This is a genomic window from Vibrio sp. NFR, assembly GCF_027587095.1.
Lineage (GTDB): Bacteria > Pseudomonadota > Gammaproteobacteria > Enterobacterales > Vibrionaceae > Vibrio > Vibrio harveyi.
Window position 1 is genome coordinate 1 of record NZ_JAPPTN010000003.1, and the last position, 12,588, is coordinate 12,588.

Annotated in this window: 10 protein-coding genes and 1 other annotated feature; of the genes, 5 read left to right on the plus strand and 5 right to left on the minus strand. The window is 43.8% G+C overall.

Annotation, left to right across the window (positions count from 1 at the left end; translation table 11 throughout):
• Window positions 1-432 precede the first annotated feature (432 nt).
• The 3 genes from clpB to rluD all read right to left on the minus strand — a co-directional run bounded on the left by clpB (window position 433) and on the right by rluD (window position 4,860).
• Window positions 433-3,006, minus strand: a complete 2,574-nt coding sequence (gene clpB / locus OH463_RS06515) for an ATP-dependent chaperone ClpB (protein ID WP_005447963.1) — start codon at window positions 3,004-3,006, stop codon at window positions 433-435.
• 146 nt (window positions 3,007-3,152) lie between these two features.
• On the minus strand, window positions 3,153-3,881 hold the full coding sequence (gene pgeF, locus OH463_RS06520) for a peptidoglycan editing factor PgeF (protein WP_009697651.1): 729 nt from the start codon (window positions 3,879-3,881) through the stop codon (window positions 3,153-3,155).
• Window position 3,882: 1 nt separating this feature from the next.
• Window positions 3,883-4,860, minus strand: a complete 978-nt coding sequence (rluD, locus tag OH463_RS06525) for a 23S rRNA pseudouridine(1911/1915/1917) synthase RluD (RefSeq protein ID WP_005447961.1) — start codon at window positions 4,858-4,860, stop codon at window positions 3,883-3,885.
• 136 nt (window positions 4,861-4,996) lie between these two features.
• On the opposite strand from rluD, the gene OH463_RS06530 reads away from it, so the two are divergent.
• The 5 genes from OH463_RS06530 (at window position 4,997) to yjjX (ending at window position 9,998) form a co-directional block, all read left to right on the plus strand.
• The gene (locus tag OH463_RS06530; RefSeq protein WP_005447960.1) at window positions 4,997-5,725 is read left to right on the plus strand and encodes an outer membrane protein assembly factor BamD; all 729 of its coding nucleotides are present in this window, start codon (window positions 4,997-4,999) and stop codon (window positions 5,723-5,725) included.
• A 121-nt stretch (window positions 5,726-5,846) separates the two neighbouring features.
• Window positions 5,847-7,331: a lytic transglycosylase F gene (locus OH463_RS06535; protein ID WP_009697650.1), complete on the plus strand. Its 1,485-nt coding sequence runs from the start codon at window positions 5,847-5,849 to the stop codon at window positions 7,329-7,331.
• A 360-nt stretch (window positions 7,332-7,691) separates the two neighbouring features.
• Window positions 7,692-8,018, plus strand: a complete 327-nt coding sequence (hpf, locus tag OH463_RS06540) for a ribosome hibernation-promoting factor, HPF/YfiA family (RefSeq protein WP_005447957.1) — start codon at window positions 7,692-7,694, stop codon at window positions 8,016-8,018.
• Between the two features lie 108 nt (window positions 8,019-8,126).
• Window positions 8,127-8,248: a sequence feature (Phe leader region), on the plus strand.
• 13 nt (window positions 8,249-8,261) lie between these two features.
• Window positions 8,262-9,440 (plus strand): prephenate dehydratase, encoded by a 1,179-nt coding sequence (gene pheA, locus OH463_RS06545; protein ID WP_005447956.1) that lies wholly within the window; start codon window positions 8,262-8,264, stop codon window positions 9,438-9,440.
• A 24-nt stretch (window positions 9,441-9,464) separates the two neighbouring features.
• On the plus strand, window positions 9,465-9,998 hold the full coding sequence (gene yjjX, locus OH463_RS06550; protein ID WP_005447955.1) for an inosine/xanthosine triphosphatase: 534 nt from the start codon (window positions 9,465-9,467) through the stop codon (window positions 9,996-9,998).
• A gap of 93 nt (window positions 9,999-10,091) precedes the next feature.
• On the opposite strand, the gene trpR is transcribed toward yjjX, so the two are convergent.
• Complete coding sequence (trpR, locus tag OH463_RS06555; RefSeq protein WP_005447954.1) at window positions 10,092-10,394, minus strand: trp operon repressor; 303 nt, start codon at window positions 10,392-10,394, stop codon at window positions 10,092-10,094.
• A 13-nt stretch (window positions 10,395-10,407) separates the two neighbouring features.
• Window positions 10,408-12,354 carry a murein transglycosylase gene (gene sltY / locus OH463_RS06560; protein ID WP_005447953.1) on the minus strand — a complete coding sequence of 649 codons (1,947 nt, stop codon included), beginning with the start codon at window positions 12,352-12,354 and terminating at the stop codon, window positions 10,408-10,410.
• Between the last annotated feature and the right edge of the window lie 234 nt (window positions 12,355-12,588).

A 12,588-nucleotide genomic window follows, 5' to 3' on the forward strand; every position in this document is an offset into this window, starting at 1 on the left:
CTCAATGGTCACTTCGTTTCATTGAAACCTAATTTGAAGCCAAAGCTTCTAATTGGATTATCATCAACGAGTGCCCACACAGATTGATAGGTTCTTATTTTTAAAGAGCAGACTTTGAAGTTCTCTTCAAAGTGGACGGTCATTTTAGCGAGATAACTTGCCGTGTCAAACACTTTTTTAAGTTATTTCTCTGTGAGTTAACTTCTAACTCACTGACCTTGTCATCTTGGTTTCGCTTAGCTTGCTTTCCCGTGACAACGGAGGCGCATTATAGGGAGTTCCCTAAGGAACACAAGCCTATTTTTCAAAAAAACTTAGCTTTTTAGTTCGTTCGTATAGAAAACAAACAAAACTCAATAAAAGTGTATTAAAAAGGGGGCTATCGCCCCCTAAAGTTTGAACTTTATCCCACTTTTCAGTGCATCAATGCAATTATTGATGAGCAATGATTTGGTCATTGCTAACAATCAGCTGTACTTTCTTGTCTGGTAATATCTCTCCAGCCAAAATCGACTTCGCTAATGGGTTTTCTACATTCTGTTGAATTGCACGTTTTAAAGGTCGTGCACCATATACTGGGTCGAAGCCAACTTGGGCGATCAAATCGAGGGCTTTATCAGATACCTCAAATTGGTAGCCTTTTTCTTCTAAACGTTTAGCCAAACGTTCTAGTTGAATAGACGCAATAGATTTAATGTGTTCTTGACCTAGTGGGTGGAAGACGACACTTTCATCAACACGGTTTAAGAATTCCGGACGGAAGTGTTTGCTTACAACATCCATCACCTCATTCTTGATTCCTTGGTAATCCAGAGTAGCAAAGTTCTCTTGAATACGAGCCGAACCTAGGTTCGATGTCATAATGACGACCGTGTTACGGAAATCCACCGTACGACCTTGTCCGTCAGTTAAGCGTCCGTCATCTAATACTTGCAGTAGAATATTGAACACATCAGGGTGAGCCTTTTCTACTTCATCTAATAAGATGACGGAATAAGGTTTACGACGAACCGCTTCAGTTAAGTAGCCCCCCTCTTCATAGCCGACATAACCCGGAGGCGCACCAACCAGCCTTGCCACAGAGTGTTTCTCCATGAACTCTGACATATCGATACGTACCATGGCATCTTCACTATCAAACATGAAGCTAGCGAGTGTCTTACACAGCTCTGTTTTACCTACGCCTGTTGGACCTAAGAATAAGAAGGAACCAATTGGTTTATTTGGATCGGATAAACCAGCTCGGCTACGACGGATAGCATTCGATACCACCTCAACCGCTTCAGCCTGGCCAATGACACGTTTATGCAGAACATCTTCCATACGGAGTAATTTCTCTTTTTCTGCTTCAAGCATTTTTGAAACAGGAATACCCGTCTGCTTAGAAAGCACTTCTGCAATTTCATTGTCAGTAACCTTATTACGCAGTAGCGTCATCTCTTGCATTTCTGCTTGAGTTGCTAGGTCTAATTGCTTTTCTAATTCAGGAATACGTCCATACTGCAGCTCAGACATACGGTTTAAGTCACCAGCACGACGAGCAAAGTCCATATCCATACGAGCTTGTTCTAACTCACCTTTAATATGTTGCGTACCTGATAGCGCTGCTTTTTCAGCATTCCACACTTCTTCAAGCTCTGCATACTCACGCTCTTTCTCGTTCAACTCATCGTTAAGCACATCCAAACGTTTTTCACTCGCTTCATCATGCTCGTTGCTCAGCGCTTGCTGTTCGATTTTCAGTTGAATGATTTTGCGCTCAAGTTTGTCTAGCGACTCTGGTTTAGAGTCAATTTGTAGACGAATACTAGAAGCGGCTTCATCAATTAAATCGATCGCTTTGTCGGGTAGTTGACGATCAGAAACATAACGATGCGACAAGCTAGCCGCCGCAACAATCGCCGGATCTGTAATTTCTACGTGATGGTGAAGCTCATAGCGTTCTTTTAAACCACGCAGAATAGCAATGGTATCCTCAACACTTGGCTCATCCACCAGCACTTTTTGGAAACGACGCTCAAGCGCAGCATCTTTCTCTATATACTGACGGTATTCATCTAGTGTTGTAGCGCCCACACAATGAAGTTCACCACGAGCCAGCGCTGGTTTTAGCATGTTACCGGCATCCATAGAGCCTTCACCTTTACCTGCACCAACCATAGTATGAAGCTCATCAATAAACAGAATGACGTTGCCTTCTTCTTTGGCTAGTTCATTCAATACCGACTTCAAGCGCTCTTCAAATTCACCACGGTACTTCGCGCCCGCAACAAGTGCGCCCATATCTAATGAAAGCACTCGGCGACCACGTAGCCCCTCTGGAACTTCATTATTAATGATGCGCTGAGCCAAACCTTCTACGATTGCTGTTTTACCAACACCTGGTTCACCAATGATTACAGGGTTGTTTTTAGTACGGCGTTGCAATACTTGGATGGTACGACGAATTTCGTCATCACGACCAATAACCGGATCCAACTTACCCTGCTCTGCACGTTCAGTAAGGTCTATGGTGAACTTTTCCAACGCTTGTCGAAGTTCTTCCGCATTCGGGTCATTAACCTTTTGGCCACCTCTGATCTTTTCGATCGCTTGACTCACTTTTTGCTCGGTCAAGCCCATCTCTTTCAATAACTGACCAAGTGGACCACGGTCTTCTAATGCTGCAAGCAAGAAGACTTCGGAGGAAATGTAGGAGTCCTGACGCTTTTGAGCCACTTTGTCACACAAATTGAAAAGCGTACCCATAGAGCTAGACAGCTGAACATCACCACCGATGCCACTGACTTTAGGCAGTCGATCTAACATTTCGCTCAATTTAGAGCGTAGATGAGTCACGTCGACATCTAACATTGTTAGCAGTGGACGAATTGGGCTACCGTTCTGATCAAGCAATGCCACCATTAGGTGCACTGGTTCGATATATTGATGATCGCGCCCTAACGCTAGTGACTGAGCATCAGAGATAGCGATTTGAAACTTGCTTGTGAATCTATCAAGACGCATATCTTCCTTCCTAACCTCAACTGAAGAAAATTCTTTTGACAGTTAGAAAGATGGATACGCACAGAGGGAATTTCAAGGGAGAGAATTAATAAAGATAGCTTTGCAAAAATGAAGCTATGCATCTTTGTACTTTTGGGTTGTAGTGGTTAGTCCTCGATCCAAATAAAAGTCGCTTGTCTACCCGTCACACCATCACGACGATATGAGTAAAAATCTTCTCTATTTTGGAAAGTGCACAATCCGGAATCAAATACTTGAGTGACTCCAGCTTTGTTAAGACGTTGAGTTGCAAGCTTGGACATATCAGCCAGCCACTTACCTTCAACATTACGAGGTGTAAATGCTTGATGCGCTTGAGAGTCAAAATCTAAAAAGGATTGTAAGACATCCTCACCCACTTCAAATGCTTGAGGTCCAATTGCAGGACCAAGCCACGCTATTACTTCACCAGAAAATAGCGCTAGTGCATTTTCAACAATACCATTTGCTAAACCGCGCCAACCAGCATGCACGGCTGCCACTTGGCTGCCCTGTGTATTGGTTAATAGAACAGGTAAACAATCTGCAGTCATCGCAGAACAGACAATATTATTTGAAGAAGTAAACACACCATCAGCGTCAAGTACTTGTGTTGTTGGTGTGCTTACTTGAGCTACCACAGTAGAGTGAGTTTGATTCAACCAAATTGGCGCATTTGGCATATTCGCTTGTTGCGCCAACCAATTACGGTTCTTCTCTACTATAGACGCATCATCCCCAACATGCGCACCAAGGTTCAGCCCTTGATATGGCGAAGTCGAAAAGCCTCCGACTCTTGTAGAGGCGAAAGCTTTAACATTTTTCGGCGCGGACCAATTGGGAACAATCGTCTTCATATTAGAACTCGTCAGGTAGACCGAACTCTTCTGTATCTTTACGCAGCGCTTCTGTCATCTCTACCATGTCATCAGGAACTGGAGCATGGAACTCTAGCTCTTCACCAGTGATAGGATGTTCGAAACGTAGCATTACCGCGTGCAATGCTTGACGATCAAAACCACGAATCATGGCTGTTAGCTCTTCCGATGCACCTGTTGGGATACGAGCACGACCGCCATAAGCAGTATCACCGAGTAGCGGATGCTGTAGGTAAGACATATGAACACGGATTTGGTGCGTGCGACCGGTTTCTAGACGAAGACGGATACGTGTGTGTTCACGGAAATGCTCTGCAACACGGTAATGCGTTACCGCCGGTTTACCCAGAGGCGCAACTGCCATTAGCGTACGCTTAGTCGAGTGACGGCCAATTGGCTGATCCACTTTACCACCCGCCGTCATACGACCGATTGCAATCGCTTCGTACTCACGGGTGATGTTACGTTTTTGCAAAGCGCGAACCAGACGAGTTTGTGCCGGAACAGTTTTCGCAACCACCATCAGACCAGTGGTGTCTTTATCTAGACGGTGTACGATACCTGCACGAGGTACTTCGGCGATGTCTGGGTAGTGATGCAGCAATGCGTTTAGTACTGTGCCGTCTGGTGTACCCGCACCTGGGTGTACAACAAAATCACGAGGCTTGTTGATTACGATGATATCTTCATCTTCGTAGACGATATCTAGCGGGATATCTTGTGCTTCCCAGCGTTCTTCATCTTCCAGCTCGGCTTGCAAGGTAATTTCCTCACCACCCATTACTTTGGTGCGAGGTTTAGTGACAACTTCACCATTCACTTGTACCTTCCCGTCAAGCAACCACTCTTTCAAGCGAGAACGAGAGAAGTCCGCGAACAATTCGGCGATAGCTTGGTCTAAACGTTGACCTAACTGGCTATCTTTTACGGTGTTGGTTAAAACAATCTGCTGAGCCATATCGAACTTTTTTAAAAACTGTGAGACTAATGCTCACGACTGTGGAAAAATAGACTATTACGTCATTGTATCTGTTACTGGAAAGAAAGTAACGGCAGCTTAAGAAATATTTAGATTCAAGGAACAGACTCCTGATATGAAACATCAGACTTTAACAGGCCTTTTAGCGGTATCCCTTCTGTTTGGCTGTGCAAGCAAAGAAGAAATCGTTCCTGATGTGCCACCTTCTGAACTGTATGCAGACGCGCAAACTTCTCTGCAAAGCGGTAACTGGCTTTCTGCCATCGAGAAATTAGAAGCTTTGGATTCGCGTTACCCGTTTGGTGCCTACTCTGAGCAGGTACAACTTGACCTTATCTACGCGTACTACAAAAACGACGACCTAGCACTCGGTCTAGCAACTATTTCTCGCTTTATGCGTTTGAACCCGACTCATGAAAAAATGGACTGGGTATTGTACATGCGTGGTTTGAGCCACATGGCACAAGATCGTAACTTCATGCATGACCTATTTAACGTTGATCGCAGTGACCGTGACCCAGAGCCCGTTAAGAAAGCATTTGATGATTTCAAAAAACTGCTAGAGCGTTACCCGAACAGCCCATACGCGGAAGATTCACAGAAACGCATGGTGGCGCTGAAGAACCGTCTTGCAAACTACGATCTTGCGACAGCAGATTTCTACTTGCGTCGTGAAGCTTGGATTGCGGCGATTAACCGTTCTCAAGAGCTTCAAAAGACTTTCCCTGATACAGAAGCAGCTCGCAAGTCGCTTGAGATTCAACTAGAAGCTTACAAACAGTTGAAACTGGATGACGCCGTTGCCAGAACGGAAGAGCTTATCAAGCTAAACCCAGCAAACTAATCCTCAACCGCCACAGCTCAAACTGTGGCGGTTTTGTTTTCCCTTCTTATTTTTGCTCCACCCGCTAACTTGATGATTTTTTGAGCGCTACTTATGCTTAAAGTTCTCCTTCACCATCAACATGGATGTGAACGTGACATTATCAAAGTTATGGATAGGATTGCTGCTTCTACTCTCAGCATCGAGCTTTTCTCTTGAGCTCTCCCCTCTTAGACAACCACCTTACACGGGGGATCTGGATGTCATTAAAGAGAAAAATGTTTTACGCGTATTAGTGTCTGCCGACCTTGGTTTCTATTACATAGAAGGTGGAGAACCGAAAGGCATTGGTGCAGAACTATTGGCTCATTTCGAAAAAGAGCTCCGTAAGCTCAAACCAAAACTCAACATTCAAATTATCCCAGTTTCACGCGATGAGTTGCTACCTTCTCTTGAGCAAGGTTTAGGGGATTTAGTGGTTGCCAATCTCACCATTACCGATGCACGCAAGAAGCTGGTCGATTTTAGCGATCCTGCTATTACAGGGATTGAAGAATGGGTCATCACTAACAAAAAAACACCAGCAATGACGAAGATTGAACAACTGAGTGGCAAAGAAATTTGGGTTCGTGCCAGTTCAAGTTATTTCGAGAGCATTCAGGTATTAAACAAACAGCTTAATAAAAAAGGCTTACCACCAGTGGTGGTGCACTTTATTGAAGAGACGCTGCAAGACTATGAACTGGTAGGAATGCTAAACAATGGCTATATCAAAGCTATCGTACTTGATAGCCACAAAGCCAAGCTGTGGATGAACTTTATGGATGACATCCGAGCACACACCAAGATTCCGATTAGAGAAGGGGGTGAAATTGGTTGGGCCATGCGCCATAACAGCCCGGAGCTAAGAAAAGCGGTCAACAAGTTCATCCAAACTTCCAAGTCAGGAACACTACTGGGCAACGTCATTTATGGAAAATACATCGATAACACCAATTGGCTCAACAAAGCACTGAACCCCAAAAAGATTGCTCAGCTTGAAAAGCTCTCATCACTGTTTGCTAAGTATGGGGAGAAGTACGACTTTGACTACCTCCTCATCGCAGCGGTGGCCTATCAGGAATCAGGGTTCGATAACAGTCTAGTATCAAGCCGTGGTGCCGTTGGTATTATGCAAATCTTACCGAGTACGGCGAGTGACCCTAATGTGAACATTAAGAATGTCCGTAATCTAGAGAACAACGTTCATGCAGGGGTGAAATACTTAGCGTTTCTTCGCCGGTATTACTTCAGTGATAGCAACATAACTAAAGAGAACAAGCTCTACTTAACGTTAGCTGCATACAATGCTGGACCTGGAAACATTGAGAGAATGCGTAAACGTGCCGCTCAGCAAGGTTACGATCCGAATGTATGGTTCAATAATGTGGAGGTCGTAACACGTAGAAGCTTAGGGGAAACCATCAGGTACGTAACGAATGTGAACCGCTACTACGTGATCTACAAACAGTTAGAAAGTCTCGACCTAGCAAAAACTCTCGATAATGTTCTGCTTGTGCCTGATGACCCTGTCTTTATGACGCCATTGCGCAGCGTCAGCCAAACGCCTCAATTGAAAACACACTAGCTAGAAACCAAAAACGCCGCTCATTTGTTGAGCGGCGTTTTTGAATCTAACTTATTGTGCACTTTAAGAGTGATCTGATTCACATCTTTGATCTGGTTAATTTTTAACTAACTAGAATTACAGGCCGTATAACTCCCCTAAAAACGGGTTAGTTTTCAGCTCAGTACTCTATCCAATCTAATGATTTCGAATCCGATAACAAGCAATTTTCACATAAATCTCAGCAGTTCTTGAGTGAGATCACATTCATTTTTCATCTCGAAAAACCCATCCAAAAAAGCGATCTAGATCACATTCTTTTCTCCTCAAAGCGGTAATCTGAACTCAACCCATGAGGGATGAAACAGAGGAAAAACATTTATGACAATGAACATTACTGGTAAAAACATCGAAATCACCTCTGCAATCCGCGCTCATATTGAGAGCAAATTTAAAAAGCTGGAGAAATGGCAAGTAGACATCATTGGATGCCAAGCAACATTCAGCGAGGAACCAAACAAACAGAAGAAATTCGAAGCCGTTATTAAAGTTCCTAAAGGCCAGCTAATCGCCTCAGCAACTCACGAAGATCTTTACGCAGCTATTAATGAAGTGGAGCAAAAACTAGAACGACAACTGAATAAGCTGACCCACAAACCTGAAGCTCGACGTGCGAATAAGCCTGAGCTAGTGGAAGAAGAAGAGTAAAACGTCCAGATTGAGGAAGTAGCGCCGAAAGGCGCTATTTTTTTGCTTGACGCTCCCCGCCTGCTTGCTTATTGTGTTTAAACACTCACAAATTAAGCACTATTTATGCACTCAACTAACCTGTTTCTTTTTGACTTCTTTTTCCTTCCATAGTTGGAGGGGCTAACTCGTTTGTGAAAGAAAAGTCAAAAACAAACAGAAAGCCTCCCAAATCGGGGGGCTTTTTTTATAAGGAAAGAATTGATGACTGACCAACCTATTTCCCTGGAAGAAATTCGTTTACGTTTGAATGAACTCGATGACGAGTTATTAAGCCTGCTGTCCGAACGCCGTAAGCTCAGCATTGAAGTCGCTAAAAGCAAAGTTCAAACTTCGAAACCTGTTCGTGATGCCGTCCGTGAACAACAGCTTCTAGTAAAACTGATCACCAATGGTCGTGATAAATACGAACTCGACGCTCAGTACATCACCAAACTTTTCCATACCATCATTGAAGACTCGGTCCTTCTTCAACAAAGCTACCTACAAAACCTTGTTAACCCACAGCAAAGCCGTAAGCCACTTGCTCGTGTCGCTTTTCTTGGTGCGAAAGGCTCTTACTCACACCTTGCAAGTCGCGAATACTTCAGCCGCAAGAACACAGAGTTAATTGAACTCAACTGTGAACACTTCAAAGAAGTGACTCAAACGGTCGAATCAGGTCATGCTGATTATGGTGTGCTGCCAATTGAAAACACCAGTTCAGGCTCGATCAATGAAGTCTACGACCTACTGCAACACACAACGCTGTACATCGTTGGTGAACTGACTCAACCAATTGAACATTGCTTGGTGGCAACCAAAGACATTCGTCTTGAGAACATCAAAACGCTTTACTCTCATCCACAACCACACCAACAATGCAGCGAGTTCCTGAGTCGCATGAAAGGCGTGAAACTAGAATCTTGTGCAAGTACTGCAGATGCGATGCAAAAAGTGCAAGAGCTCAATCGTGATGATGTAGCGGCAATCGGTAATGCTTCAAGCGGTAAGCTTTATGGTCTACAAGCGATTCAGGGCAATATCGCAAACCAAACCGAAAACCACACACGCTTTATCGTAGTTGCGCGTAAACCAGTAGAAGTATCGACACAGATCCCTGCAAAAACCACACTGATCATGTCGACTTCTCAAGAAGCAGGCTCACTGGTTCAAACGCTATTGGTACTTCAACGTTACGGCATCAATATGACCAAACTAGAATCACGTCCAATCATGGGTAACCCATGGGAAGAAATGTTCTACGTTGACCTTGAATCTCATCTTGGTTCGAACGAAATGCAACAGGCAATTGATGAGCTAACTAAAATCACTAAGCACTTGAAAGTACTAGGCTGTTATCCAAGTGAGAATGTGAAACCGACTCAAGTTAAACTGAGCTAAAAGACATCCGTAGGTAAAAAGATCATGGCAGGCCAAAAAGTCGTTATCGCATCACTTAACCCAGCGAAAATCAAAGCCGTAGAGAGTGCTTTTCACAGCGCTTTCCCTGAGCAGAAGTTTGAATTCATTGGGGTCAGCGTTCCAAGTGAAGTCGCAGATCAGCCAATGACAAATGATGAAACACATCTCGGAGCTCTGAATCGCGTTCGTAACGCTAAAGCCGAAATAACGAATGCCGATTTTTATGTCGGTTTAGAAGCAGGTATTGAAGGGAAAGTCACATTTGCTTGGATGGTGATTGAATCTGATACGCATCGCGGGGAATCTCGCTCTGCAAGCTTGATGTTGCCACCAGAAGTACTACAGAAGCTTAAACATGCCAATGAACTTGGTGATGTGATGGATGAAGTTTTTGGTACCGACAACATCAAACAGAAAGGCGGTGCAATTGGGTTGCTAACTCAAAACCAACTGACTCGTAGCTCGGTGTATCATCAAGCTTTGATTCTGGCGTTGATTCCATTTACGAATCCCGAGCACTTCCCTGCGAATTTATAACTGCTTTTAGACTCATGGCTAAATAATACACGAATTAAAAAGGGCGGTTTTTCCGCCCTTTTTACTGTCTATGATATAGAAACTCAAACGACCTTACTGAGCACCTTGCTCGAGCAACGTCTTGAGTTTGTCCTTATCGACTTCCGACTTTGACTTCAACTCATTTGAGCCGCGAGTGATCGTTGCTATGCCAACCCCCAGCATTTGACTGATTTGACGTTGAGAAAGCTCACCTTTCAGCAATTCATTCAGAATGTTCACACGTGCGGTGAGTGATTCTCTCTCATCCGGTGTCATTAGCATGGTCAACAACATCTCATGTTGCTGGTTATCCACACTTGAGCGGATCAATTCAACAATCTGCTGCCAGTCTTTGTACTCAGGTTCGTGTGACATCAAGTTACCTCACTCAATACTTGGTATTGATCTCATTTGGGGTCAAGAACGCACCATCGACACCTAAAAGGTCACGGTAATACGTTTCAAACATCAAAATGTTCTGCACATAACCGCGAGTCTCTTTAAACGGAATCGCTTCAATAAAGGAATAAGCGTCCACTTTTCCTTGGGTTCGCTCTCGCCACGTTTTTACTCGGTTAGGTCCTGCATTATAAGCGGCGAGCGCAAAAATACGATTATTATCGTAATCCTCCATTAACCCTTGTAAGTAATGACTACCGATTTCAATATTCTTACCTACATTGTACAAGTCTTCCGTGCCTTGGTATTTAAGCTTATATTTACGAGCAGTGTACTTCGCGGTTGCAGGCATAATTTGCATCAAGCCACGAGCGCCAACGGGTGAGCGAGCCTCAGAGTCCAGTGCACTTTCTTGTCGAGCCAAAGACATCATAGTAATAGGATCGATGTTATGTTTCTCGGCATAGAAATTAAACCACCAGCGGTGAGCGACAGGAAAACGCAGAGGTATGTTGTCCCACATTTTAGCTTGAATACTCGCTGTTACCGTTAAATTATGCCAACGTTTAGAAGCAGCATAAGCCGCCAACATCTTTTTCTCTTCTTTACCAACACGACGCAGCAAATGTGCCCATTCACTTTTGGCAGCAGCAATTTTGTCGGTTTCAATCAACTCTTCAATTCGCACTAACGATTTTTGGTAAGGTTGAACCACCTTTTTATCGAGCTTCACAGTACTCGATGGATACTTAATCGACTGACCAATCGCATTCGCTGCAGCAACACTATAAAAATTCCGTTGACCCGCCAATTTAGCCAAGCGCTGTTTGCCCGCGACTTTATCACCCAACGCCATCTCACTGCGTCCTAACCAGTATTGCCACCGAAGCGTCGCTTGTTCTTTTTCATTTAAAACTGCAATCCACTTCTGTACCCCTTTCCAATCACCATTTTGAATCGATAAACGAATGCGGCTTTCAATCAAGGGTAAATTCTTACTCGATCTCGTCTTATCATCACGCCATTGAGCCAACGAATCTGACTCGGTACGAATCAAACGAATCGCAATATAGTCAGCTAATGCTTGTGCTTTCTCTGGTGAAAACTTCTGTCCTTTCACAACGATTGCGTAAGCGTCTTGCGCCTTTTTTGTATCCTTACGCGCTAGTTTTTCTAACGCGAATTCACTTTGAGCACGGTTGAAATCATTAGCAGGTTGTTTCTTAGCAAATGCAGCGACCGTTTCTGGTTTATCAAACAGTGCCTTCATCGCTTTGGCTTGCTGCTGCGCCTTGCTTGATTTAGGCAGTTTTTGTAGGTAACTCAATAAACCACCGTTACGCGCATCAAACGCCAGCAACATGCGTTGTAAGATAAGTTCATCAGAGCGCTCACCCGCTTTATCCCACGCAGAGAATAATGGGTCACACTCATCTGCAATGCTGCTGCCACGCAACCACATGTGTTCTGCACCTTTGAACGCAGCCACTTGTTTGCCTTGATTTAATTGGGCGACGTAAAAAATACATTGATAGCGCTCACCACTTGGTTCCACTCTCTGAAACTCAGTAATGGTTTTCCAATCTTTCTGACGATAAAGGTTATCTAAGTAAGGGGCACGAATTCGACGCGAGAATGGAAAAGCCTCATGGTCTTTAATAAATTCGTCTACCTGTTGTGGAGACTTACTCGATAATTGCCTCAGAAACACCCGATAATCCACATAAGGAGTCAGTGGATAGTTGGCGATTTTTGAACGGATAGATAAGTAACCATCAATGTCATTCTTATCTAATAGGTCTTGAGCTTGTTCATAGACCTGGCGCTGCTTTTCTAAACTCAGCGCAGCGTTTGCTGATACGCTAACCGCACATAAAGCGGCTGCATAACATACTCTTTTAGCCAATTCAGATACGTTGAATCTCATGTGCGTCATTTTCCTCAGACGTTTATCACTCCATGCCTTACTAATGATGAATACAAAGCGTAGTAAGTCATAAAGCATATGCATCTATTTACACCGTATTAAGTTCTCATTGTAAAGCGACTTGATGTAATAAATGTTGTACTCGTGAAACTTTAGAACCCTTAAAGACAAATAGATTCCCAACAATCCATTCTTCCTGATGAATCGCAGCACATTGAATTAAGGATGAACAAGAAAAGTGTA

Bases quoted from the DNA above. Each gene is read 5' to 3' on its own strand.
- clpB (WP_005447963.1), bottom strand. From the start codon at position 3,006: ATGCGTCTTGATAGATTCACAAGCAAGTTTCAAATCGCTATCTCTGAT.
- pgeF (WP_009697651.1), bottom strand. From the start codon at position 3,881: ATGAAGACGATTGTTCCCAATTGGTCCGCGCCGAAAAATGTTAAAGCT.
- rluD (WP_005447961.1), bottom strand. From the start codon at position 4,860: ATGGCTCAGCAGATTGTTTTAACCAACACCGTAAAAGATAGCCAGTTA.
- OH463_RS06530 (WP_005447960.1), top strand. From the start codon at position 4,997: ATGAAACATCAGACTTTAACAGGCCTTTTAGCGGTATCCCTTCTGTTT.
- OH463_RS06535 (WP_009697650.1), top strand. From the start codon at position 5,847: ATGGATGTGAACGTGACATTATCAAAGTTATGGATAGGATTGCTGCTT.
- hpf (WP_005447957.1), top strand. From the start codon at position 7,692: ATGACAATGAACATTACTGGTAAAAACATCGAAATCACCTCTGCAATC.
- pheA (WP_005447956.1), top strand. From the start codon at position 8,262: ATGACTGACCAACCTATTTCCCTGGAAGAAATTCGTTTACGTTTGAAT.
- yjjX (WP_005447955.1), top strand. From the start codon at position 9,465: ATGGCAGGCCAAAAAGTCGTTATCGCATCACTTAACCCAGCGAAAATC.
- trpR (WP_005447954.1), bottom strand. From the start codon at position 10,394: ATGTCACACGAACCTGAGTACAAAGACTGGCAGCAGATTGTTGAATTG.
- sltY (WP_005447953.1), bottom strand. From the start codon at position 12,354: ATGACGCACATGAGATTCAACGTATCTGAATTGGCTAAAAGAGTATGT.